The following is a 23,004-nucleotide window of genomic DNA, read 5'->3' on the forward strand; positions in this document are numbered from 1 at the left end:
CGTCCTTGCGGGCATGCGGCGCTATTGGAGGACAGTTATGACAGACTACAAAACAGCCATCGTCACTGGCGCCGGCACGGGCATCGGCAAAGCCGTCGCCACGGCGCTGCTCAGGGCCGGCTGGAATACGGTGTTCTGCGGACGCCGCAAGCCGGTGCTGAACAAGGCAATCGCTGATGCCGGATCGACACAAGCCAAGGCGCTGGCGGTCGCCTGCGACATCAGCAAGGCCGACCAGGTCGACGATCTGTTCGAGACGGTGGCGGCGGCTTTCGGTCGTGTCGACCTGCTCTTCAACAATGCCGGCACGGGCTACAAGTCGACATTGATCGACGAGATCCCCGTCGAGGTGTGGAACGAAATTGTCGGGGTCAATCTCACCGGCTCGTTCCTGTGCGCCCGCGCCGCCTTCGGCGCCATGCGCAGGCAGCAGCCGATGGGCGGCCGCATCATCAACAACGGCTCGGTGTCTGCCTACGCGCCGCGTCCGGGCTCAGTGCCCTATACCGCGACCAAGCACGCCATTACCGGGCTGACCAAGACGCTGGCGCTGGACGGCCGGCCTTATGACATCGCCTGCGGCCAGATCGACATCGGCAACGCCTTGACCGACATGGCGCAGGCGATGACGGTCGGAGTACCGCAAGCCAATGGCTCCATCGCCGCCGAAGCGGTGATGGATGTCCAGCAGGTCGCCAATGCCGTCGTCCATATGGCCAGCCTGCCGCTCGACGCCAATGTGCTGTTCATGACCGTGATGGCGACGAAGATGCCGTATGTCGGGCGAGGGTGAGCGGCCGGTTCGCGTAAGCGAATTCATCGTGCCACTGGCACGATGAAAGGCCGGCGAACGCCGGGGGACCCGGCCGGACGGCGTTCAATTTTGGCTAATGCATGTCGCGCAAAAGTGCGCAGCGATTTTGCGATAACGACATGCATAAAACAAGAACTAAAGCGCGTCGCATCCTTCAAACGCGATGCGCTTTAGGACTGCGTCACCGAAAGCGGCACGCCTGGAAGATATAGCGAAATAGGGCGGATTTCGTAGACGGCGGTCGGATTGACACGGCGAAAGTCGCGCGCAATCGCGATCGCGGCGTCGCGTGTGGCGCAGTCGACGACGTATAGTCCCAACAATTGCTCCTTGGTCTCGGCGAAGGGTCCGTCAATGACCATTCCGGCGCCCGACCCGCGTAAGGTGCACGCGTCTTGGGTCGCCCCGAGCCGCGCCGCCGGGCCGAGGCTGCCATCCCGGTAAAGCCGTTCGTGGGTCTGGAGCAGGTCGGCCATCAGCGCCGCGTCCTCCTCCGGCGTCAGCGCCGTGATCACTTCTTCCACGTGATAGGCGAGGATGGCATAGAACATCTGACATCTCCTTTCGTCGGTCGCGTACCGCCCTCACTTGCCCAGAAACGCCTTGATTCGTTCCAGCGCGCGCAGGATGTTCTCTTCGGAATTGGCGTAGGACAGCCTGATATAGCCTTCACCGAGAACGCCGAAATCAGGTCCGCCGATCAGCGCCACGCCGGCATCCTCAAGCAAAGCCGAGGCGAGTTTCTTGGCCTTCCAACCAGTTTTTGAGACATTAGGGAAGGCATAGAAAGCGCCTTTCGGCGTGATGCAGGATACGCCCGGCAAAGCGTTCAGCCCTTCGACCACGACCTTCCTGCGGCGGTCGAAGGCGCGCATCATCTTGTCGACGTCGTCCTGCGGACCGTCGATGGCCGCGATGCCGGCATACTGGCTCGGCGCATTGACGCAGGACCAGCAATTGACCGCCAGCTTGCGCAGCTTGTCGTAGAGGTGGGCGCCCTTGTCGCCGTTCGGCCAGATCGACCAGCCCATGCGCCAGCCGGTCATCGCCCAGGTCTTCGACCAGCCGTTGAGCACGATCAGTCGGTCGCGGATTTCGGGGAAATTGAGCAGCGAGAAGTGCGTCTCGCCGTCATAGGTCATCACGTCGTAGATCTCGTCGGAGAGGATGGCGACGTCCGGGTGCGCTTCCAGCCCCTTGACCAGCTTCTCGATCTCGGCGCGCGGGGTGACCCCGCCGGTCGGGTTGGCCGGCGAGTTGAGGATGAGCAACCTGGTCTTCGGCGTGATCAGCGCCAGCGTCTCCTGCGCCGAGAAGGCAAAGCCGTTCTCCTCGCGCATCGGCACCGGAACCGGAGCAGCACCGGTGAACTCGATCATCGAGCGATAGATGGGAAAGCCGGGATCGGGATAGAGGATCTCGGCGCCCGGTTCGCCGAACATCAGGATAGCGGCGAACATGGTCGGCTTGCCGCCGGGCAGGATCATCACCGCCTCGGGCGACACCTCGACGCCGGTTGTGGTCAGCGTGCGGCGCACCACCGCCTCGCGTGTCGCCAGCAGGCCGTTGGCCGGCGTATAGCCGTGGTGGCCGTCACGCAGCGCCTTGATCGCGGCCTCGACGATGTGCTGCGGCGTCTTGAAGTCCGGCTGGCCGATGCCGAGATTGACGATATCGCGGCCCTGATGGGCGAGCGCGGTGGCACGAGCCAGCACCGCAAAGGCGTTTTCCTCGCCGAGACGATCGAAGGCCGAAATCGTGTGGAGCATTTTTCCCGTCCCTGTGGTTCTTTCACCGAGCGAGCGTTTTTTGTGAGCGTCCTTTCGCAAAAGTCAAACGGATTGGAGCTTTGGGTGTCGGAAAATCTCAAGAATTGGCAACCGCGCCCGCGGCCGGAGCGCAAGGTGCTGGAGGGGCGCACTGTCAGGCTTGAGCCGCTGAGTTCCGAAAACCATGGCGACGGCCTGTTCGAGGCGTCGTCGGTGCCTGATGTCGACGGCCGCTTCGCTTGGCTGCCCGATTATCCGCCGCAGACCCGCGGCGCCTTCCAGCCGTGGCTGGACAAGGCCGAAGCCAGCGAGGACCCGCTGTTCTTCACCGTCATCGACAAGGCCAGCGGCAAGGTCGCCGGACGCCAGACGCTGATGCGCATCGACCCTGCCTATGGCGTGATCGAGATCGGCAACATCTATTGGGGTCCGCTGATCTCGCGCAAGCCGGCGGCGACGGAAGCGCAATTCCTGTTCATGAAATACATCTTCGAGCTTGGCTATCGCCGCTACGAATGGAAATGCAACAACCGCAACGAGCCGTCGAAGCGCGCGGCGGAGCGTTTCGGCTTCAAGTTCGAGGGCATTTTCCGGCAGCATCTTGTGGTCAAGGGCGAAAACCGCGATACCGCGTGGTACTCGATCATCGACAAGGAGTGGCCGGCACTGCGTAGAGCCTATGAGGCATGGCTCGATCCGGGCAATTTCGACGGCGACGGCCGGCAGAAGCGACGGCTCGAGGATTTCCGCGCCGAGTTCGGCGCCTGACCATGACCCAGGACCACGATCCCGAAAAGTGAAGGCGAGTTTTCGGGCAAGATCGTGGTCAAACCAGAAGGACCATGATCCCGAAAAGTGGAAGCCGGTTTTCGGGCAAAGATCATGGTCAAACAAGAACACAGAGCCTCCGTCCGGATTCTGCCGGGATGGATCAGTTCTGACAGGAGTTCGCAGGTGGCGCATACCCACGACCATGGTTCGCAAGGGCATGACCGCAGCCACGGCGCCGGTCATGTGCACGGCTCGACCGACAAGAAACGCGTGCTGATCGCCGCCTGCCTGACCGCCGGCTTCATGATCGTAGAAGCGCTTGGCGGTCTCTTGACGGGATCGCTGGCGCTGCTGGCGGATGCCGGCCACATGCTCGCCGACTGTATCGCGCTCGGGCTTGCCTGGTATGCTTTTCATCTGGCCGGCCGGCCGGCCACGGTTCGCCTCACCTACGGTTTCGGCCGGGTCAAGACGCTGGTCGCCTATACCAACGGCATCGCCATCTTCGCCATTGCGCTGTGGATCATCTATGAGGCCTGGGAACGCCTGCTGACGCCTGCGCCCGTGCTCGGCGGGCCGATGCTGGTCGTTGCGATCGCCGGCCTGCTGGTCAATATCGGCTGCCTCTTCGTGCTGCATGGCGGCGACCGCGACAGCCTGAACATGCGCGGCGCCATCCTGCACGTGCTCGGCGATCTGCTTGGCTCGGCGGCGGCGATCTTAGCTGCGCTGATCATCCTGGCAACGGGCTGGACGCCAATCGATCCGATCCTGTCCGTCCTTGTCTCGCTGCTGATCCTGTCCACCGCCTGGTCGCTGATGCGCGAAGCAGCCCATGTCCTGCTCGAAGGCGTGCCGGCGAGCCTCGATCGCGACCTGATCGCCAGGGACATAGAGCGGACGGTGAACGGCGTGCGCGAGGTGCATCACATGCATGTCTGGTCGCTTGACGGGTCAAGCAACATGGCGACCTTGCATGCTTGCCTCAACGATGGCGTCGATGCCCACAAAGCGGTCAGCGCCATCAAGAAGCGGCTTGCCGCGCATGGCATTGCCCACGCCACCGTAGAACCGGAATTCGGCCATTGCGCCGATGATAAGCATGATGGCGAGCACGACCATGCGCATGATGCGGCTCCGCATCATCGCCACTATCACTGATCCCAGGAGTTCCATGGCATGGTAACGAAGTTGACGAATCCCCGCCGTGTCCGGGCCGCGTAATGGATCGCGACACGCGCAATGCGGCGATCGGCGCACTCTGGGTGCTGCTGCTGTTCGGCATCGCCGCCTACTATTTGCCAACCGTGATGCTGGCGGTCGGCCGCGTCTCGACCATTCTTGCCGCCATTATTGCGGCTGTCTTCATGGTGGCCATTTTCGTCGTGTTTTGGCTGCGTGGCCGCAGTCAGCGCAAAAAGGATCATTGATATGCGTGTTTTGATTACCGGCGCGGCAGGCATGGTCGGCCGCAAGCTCATCGCCCGGCTGGCGAAGGATGGAACGCTCAGCGGCCGGAAGATCGCCGCGCTCGACCTTCACGACATCGTGCCGCCGCAGGCGCCGACGCTGGATGGCGTCGACGTCACCATCCATACAGGCGATCTCGCCGGGGCGAGCGCGATGGAACGGCTGGTCGCGTCGCGCCCAGACGTGATCTTCCATCTCGCCGGCGTCGTGTCGGGCGAGGCTGAAGCCAATTTCGATCTCGGCTATCGCGTCAATCTCGACGGCACAAGGGCGCTGTTCGATGCCATAAGGCTGGCGGGGTTTGCGCCGCGCGTCGTCTTCACCTCGTCGATCGCCGTGTTCGGCGCACCGTTTCCGGACATTATATCAGACGAATTCCACCCGACGCCGTTGACCTCCTACGGCACGCAGAAGCTGATGGGAGAAGCGCTGCTCGCCGATTATACGCGGCGCGGCTTCTTCGACGGCATCGGCATCAGGCTGCCGACCATCTGCGTCAGGCCGGGCAAGCCCAACAAGGCCGCGTCAGGCTTCTTCTCCGGCATCATCCGCGAGCCGTTGAGCGGCCATGAGGCGATATTGCCGGTGCCGCGCTCTGTCGTGCACACCCACGCCAGCCCGCGCTCGGCGGTGAATTTTTTGATCCACGCAGCAGGGATCGACGGCAGCGCCGTAGGGCCGCGCCGCAATTTGACGATGCCCGGCGTCGCCGTCACGGTCGGCGAGCAGATCGAGGCCCTGGAACGCATGGGCGGCGCCAAGGCGGTGAAACTGATCCGCGAGGAGCCCGACGATACGATCTGGGCGATCGTCAAGGGCTGGCCGACACGGTTCGAGGCGCGGCGGTCGAGGGAGCTTGGCTTTGCCGCCGAAACCAGCTTCGACGACATCATCCGCGCGCATATCGAGGACGAGTTGGACGGGAAGATCGCGGGTTAGGTGTCGATATTCGGGCCAGCGGTAACACACAACGTGCCGATCTCGGCGCTGCCCCTCACCTGCCCGCCGGCATCCTCTCCCCGTAAACGGGGCGAGGGGCGCTCTCATCGACGGTTTTGCCAATCACCAGCGCTGCAAAAGTAGCGCCGGCGTTGCGATCAGCCCCTTCTCCCCGTCACTATACGGGGAGAAGTGCCCGGCAGGGCGATGAGGGGCGGCGCCAAGGGTCGACAATTCCTGGGTCAGTCTTGAGGCCGCGCGTCTGATCGAGGCGCTATCCACCAGCCGTCAGGCTCGCCGACAACAACAGCAACCCGAACAAAAAGACGAAGGCGGCGCCGCCGATCTCGACGATTGAATGGATGCGGTTGCCCATGCGGCCGTCGCCAGCGAAATACACCGCCCAGTTCTTGGCCGTCACCGCCAGCGTCGCCAGGATCGAGACGGTGATCGCGGTGCCGAGTGCCATCGCCAGCACCGACAGGATGCCGCCGAACCACAGCCCGTTGAGCATGGCAAAGCTCAGCACGATCAGCGCGCCCGAGCACGGCCGGATACCGACCGCGGCCACCGCAGACCAGGCAGTGCGCCAGTCGAAGCGGTCGCCGGAAAGCAGCGCCGGGTCGGGCGCGTGTGAATGTCCGCACGTCTCGCAGACATCGCCCGCCGCATGGTGATGGTGCCCGCCATGGTCATGGCGACGGTCGTGTGCGCCATGATCATGGCTATCATGGCTATCATGGTTATCGTGGCCGTCATGGCCATGTGCGTGAAGCGCATGCACCGAATGCGCATGTGCAGGATGGCCTGTTTGCGAATGGCCGGCATGGGCCGCCGAAAGGCTATAGACAGGGTTCGCACCGAACAGACGAAGGATGGCAGGGCCGGCCTTGCGCCACAAAAGCCAGGCGCCGAACAGGGTGACAAAGACAAAACTCGTGACTTCGAGGAACCATGCCGCGTCGGTCATCGATATGGTGGTGCCGCGCAGGACGAAATAGGCGAGCATCATCACCAGGATCGCCGTCACCGCCTGCAACAGGGCCGAGACGAAGGACAGCATGATGCCGCGCCTGAGCGCGACTTCGTTCGCGACCATGTAGGACGAGATCACCGCCTTACCGTGACCGGGGCCGGCGGCATGGAAAATACCGTAGGCGAAGGACAGGCCGATAAGCAGCCACAGCTTGCTGCCGTCCTCACGCATCGCCTTCATCGCACCGGCAAGCGCGCGGTAGAATTCCTGCTGACGCAGATTGATCCACATCAGGATTTGGGCGAACGGGCCGGTGGTGGGAGCCATCCCGTCATTGGTGCCGATGCCGAGCGAGCTCTGGGCGTGGGCTGAGCCGAGGACGTGCGTCATGACAAGGGCGGCGGCCAAAAGGCCAAAAGCCAAACGCAGGGACGGTTTCGTCACCGGATTATCCTTTTGGCTGACAGTTCAGTTCAAGCTTGGTCGCAAATATCTTGCTCATATCGGTGCCTGTCGGATCATTGAAGAAGGCGTCCGTCAGGTTCTTCTGGTTCGCGGCGATCGCCTCGTCGGGGTTCGGACGAACGACCTTGCTCGTGCATGTCGACGGCAAGTCGGCGACCTGCATATTGGCATCCTCGGTGAAATCGATCGCCGTGTAGAACGTCGGGTCATAGACGCCGATATCGATCTTGCCGGCCAGCCTGGTTGGCGCCTTGGGTTCGGATTCGAACAGGATAATGAGCTGGTCGTTGTCGAAATTCGCCATCAGCTGCGGCGGCGGGCTCATCGCCTCATCCTTGCCGTCGACGGTGACGAGCTGGAAGTAATTGAACTCCGCCAGCGAAGCATGGACGGTGTCGGCGACTTCCTTCAGCTCCTTGTCGTCGAGCTTCAGGTCGGAATTCTTGTCGAACTCCATCATCACCGTGCTCGAAAACAAATCGTCGAAGCGCCAGACATGACGCAAGGCCTTCACGCTTTGGTGATCCGGGCTGAGGATCACTTCGAGGCGAGCCTCGGCGAAGACGTGGGGATGCACGTCGGCTGGCCCGACCGTGGCAAAAGTCGCCGCCATGGCCGAAGCCATCATGATTGCTTGCCGCTTCAGGTTCATTCTGGGTGGTGATTCCATCGACTTCGGTGACTGTCGAGAGTTACCAGAAAGCGGGCGAAAATGGGACCCCGGGCGCCCAAAAGCTCATGCATTGTCAATCGTCTTGAACCACTGCACCAGGAAATCGACAAAGACGCGAACTTTCGCAGGCAAATAGCGGCGGTGCGGATAGACGGCGAAAATGCCGCCACCCGGCAGGATGCGGTCATCCAGCGCGGTCACCAGCCGGCCACTTTCGATGTCGGGCGCTGCGATGAAATCCGGCAGGACTGAAAATCCCAATCCCGCCACGGCGGCGGCTCTTGCCGCCATCGGACTGTTGACCTCGATCGGACCGGAGACCGAAACAGTCACCGTGTCGCCGCTGTCGCCCTTGAACGGCCAGTTGGTCAGCCAGCGGCCATTGGTGTCGATGATGCAGGGCAAGCGGCCAAGGTCCTGCGGCCGCGTCGGCATGCCGTGCCTGGCGATCAGCTCGGGAGATGCGCACAGCCGCACCGAGAACGGCGCCAGGCGCCTGGCGATCAGCGAGGAGCTTTCCAGCCGCGAAATGCGCACGGCGAGATCGAAGCCTTCCTCGACCAGATCGACGAAGCGGTCATCGAGATGAATGTCGAGCACGATGTCGGGATGCTGCTTGGCGAAGTCGATCAGCGATAGGCCGATCGGCGCGTCGGCAAAGGTGCGCGGCGCCGACAGCTTGATCCTGCCGCGCACGTCGCCAGAGGATTCGCGCACCGCATCGGCCAGGCTGTCGACCTCGCGGACGATTTCCGAGGCGCGGCGGTAATAGGTGTGGCCCGCCTCGGTCAGCGAGAACTGCCGGGTGGTGCGGTTGAGCAGCAGCGCGCCGAGCTCGTCCTCCAACTCGCGCACATATTTCGACAGCAGCGCCTTGGAGCGGCCGATCTTGCGCGCCGCTGCCGAAAATCCTTCGGCCTCGACAACGTCGATGAAGGCGCGCATGCGGGTCAGCGTATCCATGTCATGCGCTCCTCTGGTGGGCTGAAAGGATGCGCGCGGCAAGCGCCATCAGCTGCCGGTCGCTGTTTTTCGGTCCGAGCAGCGAGAGGGCGAACGGGGCGCCGTCAACCGGGCCCAGCGGCAGGGTGATCTGCGGAAAGCCGGACAGGCCGGAAAGACACAACAGTCTCAGCGCGCGTTCCCGATAGGTCTGCAAATCGTCGAATGAGGCGGCCTTGAGCGGGGCGGCACCCGGAGCGGTCGGCAGCACAAGAACACCGTCTTCGCCAAGCAGGTCGGCAAGTTCGCGACGAAACGAAACGCGACGTTCCGTTTCAAATTGTGCGGTTGCCGCGTCGATGGTTGCGCCATGCTCGAAGCGCTCCTTGACGCCGGGGCCGAGCATCCGATCGCTGCCGGCGATCCAGGCACCATGATTTTGCCAGGCCTCGTACCCCTGCAGTTTGCGGAAGCACCAATAGAGATCGTCGGTGGAATGCGACAGCGGGGCAACGGTGCGCGGTGCGCCCAACACCGATGCGACAGCGCGGACCATGGCGCGATACTCGTCGGCTTCCTGCGGGCCGAGCACGAGCCCGTCCAGCGCATCCAGCGCGAGGGGGCGCTGCAATTCTTGGTTGTGCAGATCGTCGCCGAGCAGCACCGCGCCGACCTTTTCGTAGGTGACCATGTTCCTGGCGAACCAGCCGAACGTATCAAGTGAAGGGGCCAGCGGCATGGCGCCTTCGAGCGAGATGCGGCCATGCGTGGTCCTCAGGCCGATCAGCCCACAAAAGCTTGCCGGAGCGCGAATCGAGCCGCCGGTATCGGATCCGGCGGCGATGTCGGCCAGCCCGCCGGCGACCGCGGCGGCGGAACCGGAAGACGAGCCGCCGGTGACGCGATCAGGTGCTGCCGGATTGACCGGCGACGGGAAATGCGCGTTCAGCCCCATCAGCGAGAAGGCCAGTTCGTCGGTCTGCGTCTTGCCGACGAAGCACGCGCCCGAATCAAGCAGCGCCTGGACGGCCGGCGCCGTCGCCGAGGCGGGTGAAGCCTGCTGGTATTTTTGCGGATTGCCGCAGCCGGTGCGGTAACCGGCGACGTCGTAAATATCCTTGACGGCCAGCCGCAGGCCGGCAAGCGGGCCGGACTGCGCATTGGATATAGGTATACCATCGAGGTCGAGAAAAGCGTTCAGAGGGCCGCGAGTGCCTGCCATGCGTTCGATATCCGGATACAGTTGTTGCAACATTGTTCGACGCCAGGATTTTTACAACCTGGCGTACGATTTTTATTGATTGTGAAATCCATCGACCTTATATCGCGCTTGCCCAAAGTCGCACGTGCCTGTGGGTGTCCGCCGATCCTCAAAATGGTGAGGGATCTCGGTAAGGTAACTGGAGCTAACCCCTCCAGTCGGTTTAGCGGCCAACCGCCAGACCGAGGACACCTTGAAGCAACGACGGTGCGGGCCTTTCTGGTGTTCTGCCGGTCGTCCAAAGACCGGGGTTACTGAAGAGGCACACCTTCATTGCCGGCAGTGCGGAACGGGTTCTCCCAATCCAAGCCAAGGCAGACAAAGCGAACCGAGGCCGGGCAAGGCCAAGGTTCACCGCCGCGAGACGGCGCTTCATGGTTCCGGGGTCTCCACCGGCTGGTTCCATGGATTGACGTCCCGCCTTTGTCCACCGCGTGTTCGCGAGGTCAATGACCCGTGTCCCGCAGCCTTTGTGCGCGCCGAAAGGCGCTATGGAGAGACCCCGATGGCTACCCAGCGCATCCTTGACTTCCTCGCCACCCGACGTCCGAACGGCCCTTGCCTCGTCGTCGATCTCGATGTCGTGCGCGACAATTTCCGCGCCTTCGAGAAGGCGCTTCCCGATTCGAAAATCTACTATGCGGTGAAAGCAAATCCGGCGCCGGAAATCCTGCGCCTGCTTGCTGCGATGGGCTCGTCCTTCGACACCGCTTCCGTTGCCGAAGTCGAGATGGCGATGGACGCCGGCGCGCCGGCGGACCGCATCTCCTTCGGCAACACCATCAAGAAGGAGCGCGACATCCAGCGCGCCTATCAACTCGGCATCCGGTTGTTCGCGGTGGACTGCGTCGAGGAGGTCGAGAAGATCGCCCGCGTTGCACCCGGCGCCCGTGTGTTCTGCCGCGTGCTGACCGACGGCGAAGGCGCCGAATGGCCGCTGTCGCGCAAGTTCGGCTGCGTGCCGGCGATGGCGGTCGACGTGCTGCGCCATGCGAGGGCGCTCGGGCTGGACGCCTATGGCGTGTCGTTCCATGTCGGCTCGCAGCAGACCAACCTGACCGCCTGGGACCGCGCGCTCGGCGACGCCAAAAAGGTGTTCGCTACGCTCGCTGACGAAGGCATTGTGCTCAAGATGGTCAATATGGGCGGCGGTTTCCCGACCCGTTACCTCAGGGACGTGCCGGCGGCACAGGCCTATGGCCAGGCGATCTTCTCGGCGCTGCGCAAGCATTTCGGCAACGCGATTCCCGAGACCATCATCGAACCGGGCCGCGGCATGGTCGGCAATGCCGGCGTCATCAAGTCGGAAGTCGTGCTGATCTCGAAGAAGGCCGACAACGACAATGTGCGTTGGGTCTTCCTCGACATCGGCAAGTTCGGCGGGCTCGCCGAGACGATGGACGAGGCGATCCGCTACCTGATCGTCACCGCGCATGACGGCACCGAGACCGCGCCGTGCGTGCTCGCCGGCCCGACCTGCGATTCGGCCGACGTGATGTACGAGAAAACGCCGTATCCGCTGCCCCTGTCGCTGACCATCGGCGACGAGGTGCTGATCGAGGGCACCGGCGCCTACACGACGACCTACGCCTCGGTCGCCTTCAACGGCTTCGAGCCTCTCCGATCCTACGTGATCTGACGGCTCGCAAGAGCCGGTCAGATCATCCGGCGCGGGCGACGAGATCGCCCGCTTCGGTTCGCCTGTGGAACAATCCGCTCGTGAAGGATCGCGGAAATGGAAATTGTGGATTTCATCGTTGATGGCGCTGTGAGCCGGCAAATCTCCCCCCTTGAGGGGGAGATGGCCGCAAAGCGGCCAGAGGGGGTCGCCTCAGCTGTCGCGACCTCTCTTGGACTGCGTGGCGCCGGCGCTTCACGCGCGGCGCCCTCCTCTGTCGGCTTCGGCGACATCTCGCCCTCTAGGGGGGAGATTGCTGGCGCTTTCGTCATCACCGCCGAAACCGCTGCCGACGTCCCGGCGCGCGAGGCCTTGCTCGATCGCGCCATGGGGTCGAAGCGCCGGAGAAAATCGTCGGAAAAGCTGCGGCGCGGCCGCCGGCCTTCGGAAGGCCTTGCCTTTGTCGCACGCGATGCGTCGGGCGCTGTCACCGGCACCGTGCGGCTCTGGGATGTCGTGCTGGGCGAGGGCGGTAGGTCCGCCCTTCTGCTTGGCCCGCTCGCCGTCGATCCCACAATCAAGAATGCCGGCATCGGCTCGGCGCTGATGCGCCATGCAATCGCTGAAGCCGCGCGCCTCGGCCATGCGGCGATCCTGCTGGTCGGCGATGCGCCCTATTACCAGCGCTTCGGGTTCTTGGCCGATAAAACCGGCTCGCTGGCCATGCCGGGACCTTATGAGCTGCACCGCCTGCTGGCGCTGGAGCTGGTGGAAGGCGTGCTCGCCGGCGCGCAGGGCACGCTGGAGGCGGCCGGGCGCAAGCTGAAGGCACAGCGGCTGTCGCTCGCTGCCTGACGGATCGGAAACAAGCCGCTGCCATCGGGCGGCGGCTTGTTTCCATCCAGGATTGGAATGGGTCAGCCGATCAACTGGCTCAGCGCCATGGCGACGCTCATGTCGCCTTCGACCTTTATCTTGCCGGACATGAACGCCATGGTCGGGTTGAGATCGCCTGATATCAGCGATTCCAGATCGTCGAGCGAAAGCTTTATCGTGCAGTCGGCCGGCGCGTCGGTGGTCGATACAGCAGCGCCGTCGATGACGATGACGCCGTCGCCTCCGGTATCGAATTTGACGGAACGATCGAACCCGGCACTCGCCACGCGCGCGCTGATCTTGTCGGCAATTTCCTGAACGCCCATGGCCGTTCTCCTCGTCTCGTTGCGTTTGTCGCACCCCATTGCACTTCGGTCTGGGGCACTTTGATCCGGCCCGAAGTCGCCGTCTTGCGCATTTCGCGATCAAGGTCGCCGGCGCATATAGCTTCGGGTTGACGTTTACGTCAACGCGGTTCCCGATATGATGATGGGTTTTATCGCCGCAGTGAAGCTGCGCTGTCCACACTGGCAGTTACAAGGTCTGCATCATTCAAACAGACGAGGACAGTGGCCAGGCCTGTCCCTAGCGTGGGCTCGCCTCATGCGCCACCGCGCGATCAGGGGGAAGGGGATGAACCCGTATCCGGGAGGCGAGGATCAAGACCCCAGATGGCGTTACAGTAGGGGATGTTCAGTCATGAAAATCAGAAGTCTGATCAAGCGTGCCGAGACGGTGGACAGGGCATTCAAGGAACTCGAAGCCGATTTGGCGGATGCGTTCGATGAGTGTCTCAACCTGGACGACCAATCGCCGTTGGACAACGTTCCGGATGAGAACCTCGCGGCAAGGAATGACAACTCTCAGCCCGAGGACGATGCCGACGCTCCCGAGATCGCACGGCGGCTGACCTCCCACACACAAACCCGCCTGGCTGCGCTAGATGCCGTTGAGGGGCTGTTTGACGATGCGCGCGAGTATCTGGAGGAGATCAACACGAAACTGTCGGAGATCGCGACCTCGCATCACCTGACAGGCGAATTCCTGAAGCTGCTTCACGGGGACATTCTTCGCGCCAACGAACTGGAACTGGCAAATGTCAGCCTGACCACGCAGCAAAGAGTGCTATCGGAGCAGTTCCACGATGCGACCAGAAAGCAGCGCGAGCGTGAAAGCGTCGTCGAGGCCCTGCAGCAGCGCGAGATAAGCCTGGCCGAGGACAAGGAGGCACTTCGCAGTGCGCTGGCTGCAGCAAAGCTGGAACTCGTCGTGGCAGGCAATGCGAGCGCAGAACGCGAAGCGGAGTTCGGCGACCTCGTCAAAACGCTTTCGGCCAGAACGGCCGAGGCCAACCGATGCGCGCGCGAGAACGAGATATTGCGGGAAAAGCATGTCAGCCTGTCGATCGACTTCGACAAGGCGCTGAAGCGGGAAGCTGAGGCGCGGCACCGGCTGGACGAGCTCTCGACGATTCATGCCAGTGACGCGGCGCGACTTTCGGAACTGCTGTCTGCGCTCGGCAAGAGCGAACAAGAGGAGACGCGGCTGCAGAAATCGCTCGATATCGCGCAAGCGAAGCTGTCGGAAATGACGGAAGCGGCCCGTATCATGGAAGGTGACAGGGAAGCCGAACGTGCGCGTAGTTTCGCTGAGATCGGCGGCCTGCGTTCCGAAATTCGCAACCTCCAATCACGATTTGAAGTCGCCTCGAACGAGAACAATCAAGCCGCGAGCGAGATCGCCAATCTCAAGGCTCAATGGAGCGACGCTGTCGCCGAAAAGCAAATTGCGGAGGAAAGGTTGTCGGTTCTCAGAAAGGAGAACGAAAACGACAAGATGCACCTCTCGACCGTGAGCGCGAATTTTTCGCAGCTTTCCCTGCAGCAGGCATCCGAACAGATACAGCTCGATGTCCAGAGGCAGGAATGCGAGGACCTGCGAGCCGAAGTCGCTGTGCTCGACGCCCGGGTCAAGGAACTGTTGCCCTATGAGCGTCTCCACAAGGTCACAAACGCCAAACCGCATGAGAACGGCGTGGTCGAGATCACCGGTGTCGTGGCGGAGAAGTCCCGCGCCACAAGCAGGCGGCGCGTCCGTACGAGCCTGCGCGCCGCATCCTGACGCACGGGTGTCACTTGGCTTTACGGGAACAGACTGAAGGTCCGTTGTCGAAGCAACGCAGATTCGGCGAATTAGCTTGCGTGCGCTTCCTTCCTCAGGCCTTCCCCGATCTAGTGTACGGTGTTGCCCGTCAGGTTAGCGCATGGATCGAAGCGTCATTTGCTCACCAACTGGCCACACCGGCACCGCCTGATTAGGCATCGAGGAAGTCCAGGGCCTTCTCCACGAAGGCGCCGTGATACTGGAAAATGGCCGTATGCCCGCCGTCCTCGTACAGGACCAGCTCGGCATTGGGCAAGCGCCGTGCCAGGTCGACGGAATTGCTGGTGGGCACCATTCTGTCGTGATCGCCATTCACCACGAGGACCGGGTGCCGGACACGCGATAGGTCGGCAGGGCGCTCGAGGCCAAAGGCACGCACTGCCTTGAGCTGCTGGCTGAAAGCGCCGAGGGCGATGGGCTTGTCGCGGTCATTGGTCCGTTCGTTCAAGCGCTGCAGAAACTCGCGCGCCGCCTTCTTGCCGTTGGGGCTTTGGGTGAAGAAGAGGTAGTTCTTTGGGTCCTTGATGGTCAGCGCGGCGCGGATCATGTCGAAGAAGGTGACGAACGTCACCCTGTCGATGCCGGTACCCCCGGCTGGGCCGGTTCCCGCGAGGATAATCTTGCGAACCAGATTGGGCTCCAGCTGAACAATCGCCTGGGCGATGAAGCCGCCAAGAGATAGGCCGAGCAGGTCAACCTTCTCGAAACCGAGGGCCCGGATGAAGGCGATCGCGTCGCGGGCCATCGCCTCCACCGTGCTGGGAGTGGAGCCGCCTGATGCGCCAACACCACGGTTATCGAAGGTGACAACGCGTCGTTTTGCGGCAATACCATCGACGACCCGGGGATCCCAATTGTCGAGAACCGCACTCAGATGGGTAAGAAAAATCACCGGTACCCCGGTTGTGGGCCCGAGTTCCCGGTAGGCGAATTTCGTACCGCCGACGTCGACCGTTTTCGTCGGCACGTCCCTGTGTTTGACGATCGCGGCAGGTCGCGACAGATGATGCACGTTCATGATGGTTTTCTTCCTTCTGGCTTGTCGCTGTCGCTGCCGCTGGGCTGGAGCAGCGCCTTCGCCGCCACCGCGCCAGCCTCAAGAATGCGATCGGACAGTTCGGTTCCGTTCACCGCGCGGGACAGCTCAAGTGTGCCGATCAGGGTCGCGAAGACGCCGAACGCGACAGCCTCGGGATCGCGGGCGTCGGGCGTCAGCTCGGCCGCCACCTGGCGTACGAGCTTGAGCAGGTGCTCGGCGTAAACTTGGCGCGTCTCGATCGGCTCACGCGCAATTTCGGGCAGCAGCGCGGCTGAAGCGCAACCTTTGCCTGGATTGTCTCGGTGTTCCGCCGACAGATACGTGTCGATGGCCAATGACGTGCCGCCGGCGGCCAATAGCTCCTGTATCTGGGCCGTCTGGGCCTCCAGCGCGGCTGCCACACTCTCACGCACAAGCGCCGCCTTGGACGGAAAATGGGGATAGAAAGCTCCATTGGTCAGTCCCGCCTCACCCATGATGCCGGCGAGACCTGATGCAGCGATGCCGTCGGAGCGAAACCGTTCGGTCGCCACATCCATGATCCGCTGCCGCGATGCTTCCCTCCGGCCTTTCTCGTAGCGCATGTCTTTCTCCTTCGATCAGCTATTGCATTACGGTCATATTATCATTAAGTGACCATAATGCAATAGGGCAACGCATCGGAGATGGCGACCTGGCTCCAGGTCTCCTCAATTTAGGAAAGCTGCAATGAAGGCCTTCATCGTCGATCGATATGCAAAGAAAGCTCCCCTACGGCTTGGAGAGGTTCCAGAGCCGGAAGCAGGGGAGAATGACGTGCTGGTGCAGATCCATGCCGCCAGCGTCAATCTGCTGGACTCCAAGATCAGGGACGGAGAGTTCAAGCTGATCCTGCCCTACGGCCGGCCTTTCGTTGCAGGCCATGACGTGGCCGGAACGGTCATTCGCGTCGGCGCGAAAGTCCGACAGTTCAAACCGGGCGACGAGGTCTATGCGCGAGCGCGCGACGGTCGGATCGGAGCGTTCGCCGAGTACATCGCCATTAATGATGCGGACGTGGCCCTGAAGCCAAAAAACCTCAGCATGGAAGAGGCTGCGTCCATTCCCCTGGTGGGGCTGACCGCCTGGCAGGCGCTGGTTGAAAGGGCGAAGCTGAAGAAAGGACAGAAGGTCTTTATTCAGGCCGGCTCCGGCGGAGTGGGGACATTCGCCATCCAATTGGCAAAGCACCTCGGCGCAACGGTCGCCACGACAACAAGCGCGTCGAACACGGATATGGTCAGGAAGCTGGGCGCCGATGTCATTGTCGACTACAAGAAGGATGACTTCGAGAAAGTGCTTTCGGGCTACGATGTCGTCCTGAACAGCCAGGACAACAAGACCCTCGAAAAGTCCCTGCGTGTGTTGAAGCCAGGTGGCGTAGCCGTTTCGATCTCCGGTCCGCCCGATCCTGGGTTTGCCAGGGAGAAGGGGCTGAGCTGGGTGCTGAACCTGGTCATGCGCGTTCTGAGCGCAGGCATCAGGAGACGGGCAAAACGCGCAGATGTCCGATATTCGTTCCTGTTCATGGCGGCCAATGGCGGGCAGTTGACAAAAATCACGTCGCTCATCGAAACGGGCGTCGTCCGCCCGGTTATAGATCGCGTCTTTCCGCTTGAGCAGACCAACGAGGCATTGGCATACATTGAACAGGGCCGGGCCAAGGGCAAGGTCATCATCAAGGTCAAATAGCTTCTCGGCGCAACGCGGCACAAGCGAATGAGCTTGCGCGTGCTTCCTCCGACAGGGCTTCCGCCAACCTAATGCTCGATTGGTCCTTTCGGCATGACGATCGCGGTGCCGGCGGTTGTCGGACGCTCGATCATGCGGCGGACGCGCGGCGGCTCGTCGCCGCTGTGCAGCGCCCGCAGGCGCTCGCCGACAACGGCGTCGGCATGGGTGGCCCGCTTGTTGTGACGGATGTATTCGAGCCATGTCGGCGTGTGATAGTGCTCGATCCATATTGCGGGATTTTCGAGATCGCGCGCCAGCGTCCAGTTGCGGGCGCCGTCACGGCGGCGGATGCGGCCGCGTTCGGCCATGGTGGCCAGGAATTCCGGCACGTCCTCCTCGCGGATGATGTACTCGATCATGATGGCGATCGGCCCGCTGCGCAGTTTCAGGTCGAGTGCAAGATGCGGCTCCTTGAAACGGTTCAGCGGATCGAGGTTGAGCACCGCCTGCTGCGGCAAAGGCAGCAAGAGGCCGATCGCGCCGCCCGCCAGCATCGCGACGGCGGCCGCGGTCAGAGCGAATTCGGCGCCTTGCGCATCAGCGACAACACCCCAGATCCAGCTGCCGAGGGCGATGCCGCCGAAGGTCGCCGTCTGATAGACCGAGAGCACCCGGCCGACCACCCAGCGCGGCGTCGACATCTGCACCGTGACGTTGAAATGCGCCAGCGCGACCACCCAGCAGGCGCCGCCGATGAGCAGCCCGAGCGACGTTTGCCAGGCCTGATCGCTGACGGCGGCATTGAAGGCGCAGAGCGCAAAGCCGGCGAATGCCATGCGCACCATCGTCTCGCTTGACAGAATCTGCCTCAGCCTGACGCTGATCAGCGCGCCGCCGACGGCGCCGATGCCGAAAGCACCGAGCATGATGCCGTAGGTCAAGGCATCGCCCTTGACGACATTGCGCGCCACCAGCGGCAGCAGCGCCAGGACCGCGCCGGCGCTGAAGCCGAAAGCCGCACCCCTTACCAGCACCTTGCCGATATTGGGCGACATGGCGACGTAGCGCAGGCCAGCACCCATCGCCGCGCCCAGCGTCTCGCGCGGCAGTGTCGAGGCCGGCAATTCCGGCTTCCAGCGGGCCAGCACGATGATCAGCCCGACATAGCTCAATGCGTTAGCGGCAAAGGCCGCTGCGGCACCTGCGGCGGCAACGATGATGCCGCCGATCGCCGGGCCGACGCTGCGCGTCAGGTTGAAGCCCAACGAATTGAGCGCAACGGCAGCCGGCAGCTTGGCGCGCGGCACCATGTCGCCGACAGAAGCTTGCCATGACGGGTTGTAAAGCGCCGTGCCGCTGTTGATCAGGAAGGCGAAGGCGAGCAGCGTCCACGGCGTCATCAAGCCAAGATAGGTGAACACGGTCAGCAGAACCGAGACGACCAGCATGAAGATCTGGGCAATCAGCATGACCTTGCGCCGGTTGAAGCTGTCGGCGATGGCCCCGGCAACGAGCGCAAACAGCATGATCGGCAAGGTGGTCGAAGCCTGGACCAGCGCAACCTGATAGGACGAGGTGGCGATCGTGGTCATCATCCAGGCGGCGCCGACGCCCTGGATCAAGCCACCGAAATTCGAAACCAGACTGGCGGACCATACGGCGCGGAAAATGCCGTGTCGGAACGGCGCCAGCGCCGAGACGCGTTCGCTGTCCGGCTCGTCGTCGATCATCGATGCTTCCCCGACTTCAAATGCTGCGTTCTTCCAGAATCGGTGCCCTCATGCCGTCCCCTAGAAGTAGAGCATGACCTCGCAAAGGGCGAACGCCTTTTCAAATAAGATCATGGTCCAACAACAAGATAGCGGTGGCGGGAGCAGGTCCGCGGCCATTCTTGCAGGCCGCGTGAAGCGCTTCGGTGAGGTGTCCGACCTTCCGTCCGGGAAGCGGACTGGCGGCTTCAGGATTTTGTCTTCGACTGCAGGCATCGGCCTGTGCGAGCATCGCTGGGAACGACTTTCTCCAGCAAGCCAGCAACAGAATCCGCCTGCTCCAACAACTCGGCGCGTTGCGCAAAAAATACTTAGCGACTTGACGAAGTTTTCGCTTGCGCCACCGGCAAATTGGGCGATAGTTAGCGATATGGCTAAGCATGATCCTGATCTCTCGCTGCTCTTCCACGCGCTCGCTGATCCGACCCGCCGGTCGATCCTGACCCGGCTCGCCGAAACACCTGCGCGGGTAACGGATCTGGCTGGGCCCACGGGACTGCGGCTGCCCACGGTGATGCGGCACCTTTCCGTGCTGGAGGAGGCAGGGTTGATCACCACGTCCAAGGACGGGCGGATACGCACCTGCGCCATCGTACCCGAGGCTCTGGATCCAGCGCGAACATGGCTCGATGAACAGCGGGCCATCTGGGAAGCTCGGCTCGACCGGTTGGACGCATTTGTGATGAATGCGATGAAGAAGGAGCGCGCAGAATGACACAGAACCTCGCTACAAACAGTGCGACCCGTGCGGTGCCCGATGATAGGAAGGGCCGTTTTGCGACGCTGACCTTCGAACGGGACGTGGCCGCGCCATTGGCCGTGCTGTGGGAGGCTTGGACGGCCCCAGCCGCGCGGGCGATCTGGGCTGCGCCATCGCCCTCGGTCACCGTGGAGTTTTTGGAGGCCGACACCAGGGTGGGTGGACGCGAGGTCTCGCTCTGCAAGGCAGAGGGCCGTCCGGACATCTACTGCGAGTGCGGCTGGCTGGCGTTGCAGCCGGCGGTGTGCAGCGTGAACTACGAGGTGGTCTCGTGCGAAGGCGTGACGCAATCAGCAGCGCTGGTGACGGCAGATCTCTCAGGCACGCACGAGCGCAGCCGGCTGGTCGTGACGGTGCAACTTTGCTCACTGGCGCAGGACATGGAAGCAGGCTACCGGGCGGGCTTCGGTGCCGGCCTGGACAACCTCGCGGGCGCGGCCGAACGAACCATGGTGCTGCAGCGGGTGATTCAGGCGCCGCGGTCCAACGTCTGGGGCGCGTGGATGAACCGTGAAACGCTGCCGCAATGGTGGGGGCCGGAAGGCTTCTCCTGTCGAACGAAGAGGATCGACTTGCGAGCGGGCGGCGAGTGGGTATTCGACATGATCGCGTCTGACGGCACGGTTTTCCCGAACCACCATCTCTATAACGAGGTCCGGCCCGAGGAGAGGATCGGCTATACGCTGCATTGGGGCGAGAACGGGCCGAAACATGCCGACGCCTGGGCCTCGTTCGAGGATCAGGACGGGGCAACGAAGGTAACGCTGGGCATGGTATTCAGCACGGCTGCCGAGTTCCAGGAGGCGAAGGGCTTCGGTGCCGTGGAACTGGGACTGCAAACTCTCGGCAAACTGGAACGCTTCGTCGCATCCCGCTGAAATGCTGCGACTTCCCGTCGGCCCGAATCAGGGCTTGCCGACGAGGTCTCCATGTCGCGCCAGACCTCATCGGCGACGGCATCCGCCGCTTCAGCCAGAACGGCATGGAGCCGGTCAGGCTGGAGAAGACCGAGGGCTCGGGAAGCGGGGCAGATCACCAACATGCGCTTCCGCTTCACGGGATAGGCCGAGAATTCACAAAGGGATACACGAAGAGGAGGGTTCTATGAGAAAGCTGATCATATGGGACATGGTGAGTGTCGACGGCTTCTTCGAAGGTCCGGACAGGGACATCAGCTGGTTCGTCTTTGAAGAAGAACTCGAGAACTACATTCGTGAGACCCAGGAAAAGGCCGACACGCTGATCTTCGGCCGCGTGACCTACGAGCTCATGGCAGCCTATTGGCCGTCCGAGCAAGGCTGGATCGCGATTTCATGAACAAGATCGAGAAGGTGGTCTTCTCGCGCACGCTGAAAAGCGCCGACTGGAACAACACGAAGCTCTTCAACAGCAATGTCGCGGAAGAAGTCTCCAAGCTGAAGACCAGGGACGGCGGAGACATCTTCGTGTTCGGCAGCGCCGACCTCACGGCGACCCTGATGGAGCACGGCCTGATCGACGAGTATCACCTCGGGATCAACCCCGTTATTCTGGGGAGAGGCACGCCGCTCTTCAAGGGCGGCGCGAACCGGATACGCCTGAAGCATCTCGAGACGAGGACGCTCAAGTCAGGTGTTGTCATCCTCCATTACGCGCCGGAGAGCAGACAATGACGATCGATCCGCTGTTTCCCGTCAACCAGGCTTGTCGAATTGGGAGGGCCCGGGGAAGTGGCGCGCTCCAGACGATCGGCGGCCAAGTGGCGTAGCTGCCATCACCGCTGCGCTCTCTCGGGTCTAACGCCTGGGCAGCCCTTTGGGCGCATGCATTACCGATCCTCGAATCCGGTCAGCACGCCGACGGCGTTGATGCCGATTTCCTCGACGGCGTAGCCGCCTTCCATGACGAACAGCGTCGGCAGGCCGAGCTGGGCGATGCGGCGGCCAATCTTGGGATAGTCGGCGCTTTTCAGCTTGAACCTGCTGATCGGGTCCTTCTCGAACGTGTCGACGCCGAGCGAGACGACTACGACCTCGGGAGCGTAAGCCGCAAGTTTTGCGCAGGCGTCCTCCAGCGAAGCATTCCAGGCATCCCATGCGGTGCCGAACGGCATGGGGTAGTTGACATTGAAGCCTTCGCCGGGCCCGGCGCCGCGCTCGTCGGCATGGCCGAGGAAAAACGGATATTCGGTCATCGGGTCGCCATGCAGGTTCAGCACCTGCACGTCGCCGCGGCTGTAGAAGATCTCCTGCGTGCCGTTGCCGTGATGGTAATCGACATCGAGGATCGAGACGCGCCTGGCGCCCTGGTCGCGGAACCATTGCGCGGCAACCGCGGCGTTGTTGATGTAGCAATAGCCGCCCATGAACGCAGCACCGGCATGATGGCCAGGCGGGCGGCAGAGCGCGAAGGCTGATATCTCGCCGCCCTTGACTAGAGCGGCTGCGGTCAGCGCCACGTCGTAGGACGACTTGATCGCCTCCCAGGTGCCTTTGACGAAGCTGGCGCCGCCGTCGAAGGAGTAAAAGCCAAGCAGCGCATCGATGGTTTGGGGGCGCACATCGCCGCGCAGGCCGCGCGTCGGCCAGGTGAAGGGGAGGGCCGAGCCGGTCCGGCCCGACGCTTCCCAGAGCGGCCATACGGTCGGCAGGAAATCGATGTAGTCGCTGGTATGCACCTGCTTGGCGGCAGCGAGGTCGTGGGTCTCGGATGGCAGGATCGGGCCGAGATTTTCGCTCTCAACCCTCGCCTTGATGAACTCGGCGCGCGAGGGCTTCTCGAAGGCCGGTACGATGGCGCCCGAAATGAGCTCGAAATTGCCGGCATGACCGGCGTGAAGAGGGGAAAAAACAGTCTTCATTTTGGCGGCCGGCTCGCTCTTCGGGTTGCGTATCCGTCATTGACGAATTGCTTTGTGGCAGAGAGTTTCAGCCCCGCCAAGAGGCTTTCCCGGATCGTTGTTGCGAGCGGCAGCGGCGGCTTGCCAGACGCCAATACTCTGCTAGCCTTAGCTCAAACGGGAGAAAAT

Annotated in this window: 22 protein-coding genes and 1 pseudogene; 12 read left to right on the top strand and 11 right to left on the bottom strand. The window is 62.6% G+C overall.

The window, feature by feature from the left end; genetic code table 11:
• Positions 1-37: 37 nt before the first annotated feature.
• A complete protein-coding gene (locus tag AC0L3D_RS19140) occupies positions 38-793 on the top strand; it encodes an SDR family oxidoreductase (protein WP_128173752.1) in 756 nt (251 codons plus the stop codon).
• A gap of 191 nt (positions 794-984) precedes the next feature.
• On the opposite strand, the gene AC0L3D_RS19145 is transcribed toward AC0L3D_RS19140, so the two are convergent.
• Together AC0L3D_RS19145 and AC0L3D_RS19150 are read right to left on the bottom strand one after the other, a co-directional pair.
• Positions 985-1,365, bottom strand: a complete 381-nt coding sequence (locus AC0L3D_RS19145; RefSeq protein ID WP_287343796.1) for a YciI family protein — start codon at positions 1,363-1,365, stop codon at positions 985-987.
• 33 nt (positions 1,366-1,398) lie between these two features.
• Positions 1,399-2,583 (bottom strand): pyridoxal phosphate-dependent aminotransferase, encoded by a 1,185-nt coding sequence (locus AC0L3D_RS19150; protein ID WP_287343794.1) that lies wholly within the window; start codon positions 2,581-2,583, stop codon positions 1,399-1,401.
• Positions 2,584-2,667: 84 nt separating this feature from the next.
• On the opposite strand from AC0L3D_RS19150, the gene AC0L3D_RS19155 reads away from it, so the two are divergent.
• The 4 genes from AC0L3D_RS19155 (at position 2,668) to denD (ending at position 5,763) form a co-directional block, all read left to right on the top strand.
• Positions 2,668-3,351 carry a GNAT family N-acetyltransferase gene (locus tag AC0L3D_RS19155; protein ID WP_287343792.1) on the top strand — a complete coding sequence of 228 codons (684 nt, stop codon included), beginning with the start codon at positions 2,668-2,670 and terminating at the stop codon, positions 3,349-3,351.
• Between the two features lie 186 nt (positions 3,352-3,537).
• Complete coding sequence (locus tag AC0L3D_RS19160) at positions 3,538-4,515, top strand: cation diffusion facilitator family transporter (protein ID WP_128173748.1); 978 nt, start codon at positions 3,538-3,540, stop codon at positions 4,513-4,515.
• A 62-nt stretch (positions 4,516-4,577) separates the two neighbouring features.
• Positions 4,578-4,784: a hypothetical protein gene (locus AC0L3D_RS19165; protein ID WP_027153224.1), complete on the top strand. Its 207-nt coding sequence runs from the start codon at positions 4,578-4,580 to the stop codon at positions 4,782-4,784.
• Position 4,785: 1 nt separating this feature from the next.
• Complete coding sequence (gene denD, locus AC0L3D_RS19170; protein WP_473645468.1) at positions 4,786-5,763, top strand: D-erythronate dehydrogenase; 978 nt, start codon at positions 4,786-4,788, stop codon at positions 5,761-5,763.
• A 274-nt stretch (positions 5,764-6,037) separates the two neighbouring features.
• Here denD and AC0L3D_RS19175 read toward each other — a convergent pair whose 3' ends face one another.
• The 4 genes from AC0L3D_RS19175 to AC0L3D_RS19190 all read right to left on the bottom strand — a co-directional run bounded on the left by AC0L3D_RS19175 (position 6,038) and on the right by AC0L3D_RS19190 (position 10,041).
• Entirely contained in the window at positions 6,038-7,129 is a 1,092-nt protein-coding gene (locus tag AC0L3D_RS19175) for a nickel/cobalt transporter (protein WP_473645489.1), read from the bottom strand.
• A gap of 58 nt (positions 7,130-7,187) precedes the next feature.
• Positions 7,188-7,856, bottom strand: coding sequence for a DUF1007 family protein (locus AC0L3D_RS19180; protein WP_023798037.1), 669 nt, complete (start codon positions 7,854-7,856; stop codon positions 7,188-7,190).
• Positions 7,857-7,940: 84 nt separating this feature from the next.
• On the bottom strand, positions 7,941-8,840 hold the full coding sequence (locus AC0L3D_RS19185) for a LysR family transcriptional regulator (RefSeq protein WP_473645470.1): 900 nt from the start codon (positions 8,838-8,840) through the stop codon (positions 7,941-7,943).
• 1 nt (position 8,841) lies between these two features.
• Positions 8,842-10,041: an amidase gene (locus tag AC0L3D_RS19190; protein ID WP_473645472.1), complete on the bottom strand. Its 1,200-nt coding sequence runs from the start codon at positions 10,039-10,041 to the stop codon at positions 8,842-8,844.
• Between the two features lie 544 nt (positions 10,042-10,585).
• Here AC0L3D_RS19190 and odc2 point away from each other — a divergent pair.
• On the top strand, positions 10,586-11,719 hold the full coding sequence (odc2, locus tag AC0L3D_RS19195; RefSeq protein WP_473645474.1) for an ornithine/lysine decarboxylase: 1,134 nt from the start codon (positions 10,586-10,588) through the stop codon (positions 11,717-11,719).
• A 162-nt stretch (positions 11,720-11,881) separates the two neighbouring features.
• Entirely contained in the window at positions 11,882-12,553 is a 672-nt protein-coding gene (locus tag AC0L3D_RS19200; protein WP_473645491.1) for a GNAT family N-acetyltransferase, read from the top strand.
• Positions 12,554-12,615: 62 nt separating this feature from the next.
• Here the strand turns inward: AC0L3D_RS19200 and AC0L3D_RS19205 are convergent, their stop codons facing one another.
• Positions 12,616-12,900: an SCP2 sterol-binding domain-containing protein gene (locus AC0L3D_RS19205; protein ID WP_023798033.1), complete on the bottom strand. Its 285-nt coding sequence runs from the start codon at positions 12,898-12,900 to the stop codon at positions 12,616-12,618.
• 373 nt (positions 12,901-13,273) lie between these two features.
• Here AC0L3D_RS19205 and AC0L3D_RS19210 point away from each other — a divergent pair, with 373 nt between their 5' ends.
• Positions 13,274-14,695, top strand: coding sequence for a coiled-coil domain-containing protein (locus AC0L3D_RS19210; RefSeq protein WP_128173746.1), 1,422 nt, complete (start codon positions 13,274-13,276; stop codon positions 14,693-14,695).
• A 193-nt stretch (positions 14,696-14,888) separates the two neighbouring features.
• Here the strand turns inward: AC0L3D_RS19210 and AC0L3D_RS19215 are convergent, their stop codons facing one another.
• Both AC0L3D_RS19215 and AC0L3D_RS19220 read right to left on the bottom strand, forming a co-directional pair.
• Positions 14,889-15,755: an alpha/beta fold hydrolase gene (locus AC0L3D_RS19215; protein ID WP_128173745.1), complete on the bottom strand. Its 867-nt coding sequence runs from the start codon at positions 15,753-15,755 to the stop codon at positions 14,889-14,891.
• Entirely contained in the window at positions 15,752-16,360 is a 609-nt protein-coding gene (locus AC0L3D_RS19220) for a TetR/AcrR family transcriptional regulator (protein WP_128168896.1), read from the bottom strand. The genes AC0L3D_RS19215 and AC0L3D_RS19220 overlap by 4 nt, the downstream gene beginning before the upstream one ends.
• Before the next feature lie 124 nt (positions 16,361-16,484).
• On the opposite strand from AC0L3D_RS19220, the gene AC0L3D_RS19225 reads away from it, so the two are divergent.
• On the top strand, positions 16,485-17,486 hold the full coding sequence (locus tag AC0L3D_RS19225) for an NADP-dependent oxidoreductase (protein ID WP_128173744.1): 1,002 nt from the start codon (positions 16,485-16,487) through the stop codon (positions 17,484-17,486).
• Between the two features lie 68 nt (positions 17,487-17,554).
• Here AC0L3D_RS19225 and AC0L3D_RS19230 read toward each other — a convergent pair whose 3' ends face one another.
• Positions 17,555-19,198: an MFS transporter gene (locus AC0L3D_RS19230; RefSeq protein WP_473645476.1), complete on the bottom strand. Its 1,644-nt coding sequence runs from the start codon at positions 19,196-19,198 to the stop codon at positions 17,555-17,557.
• 409 nt (positions 19,199-19,607) lie between these two features.
• On the opposite strand from AC0L3D_RS19230, the gene AC0L3D_RS19235 reads away from it, so the two are divergent.
• From AC0L3D_RS19235 to AC0L3D_RS19245, 3 genes and pseudogenes are all read left to right on the top strand, one after another.
• Complete coding sequence (locus AC0L3D_RS19235) at positions 19,608-19,952, top strand: ArsR/SmtB family transcription factor (RefSeq protein WP_473645493.1); 345 nt, start codon at positions 19,608-19,610, stop codon at positions 19,950-19,952.
• The gene (locus AC0L3D_RS19240) at positions 19,949-20,875 is read left to right on the top strand and encodes an SRPBCC family protein (protein ID WP_473645478.1); all 927 of its coding nucleotides are present in this window, start codon (positions 19,949-19,951) and stop codon (positions 20,873-20,875) included. The genes AC0L3D_RS19235 and AC0L3D_RS19240 overlap by 4 nt, the downstream gene beginning before the upstream one ends.
• Positions 20,876-21,101: 226 nt before the next feature.
• Positions 21,102-21,649: pseudogene (locus tag AC0L3D_RS19245) on the top strand (dihydrofolate reductase family protein).
• A gap of 155 nt (positions 21,650-21,804) precedes the next feature.
• On the opposite strand, the gene AC0L3D_RS19250 reads toward AC0L3D_RS19245, so the two are convergent.
• Entirely contained in the window at positions 21,805-22,836 is a 1,032-nt protein-coding gene (locus AC0L3D_RS19250) for a histone deacetylase family protein (RefSeq protein ID WP_473645479.1), read from the bottom strand.
• Positions 22,837-23,004 lie beyond the last annotated feature (168 nt).

Source organism: Mesorhizobium sp. WSM4837 (assembly GCF_055811435.1).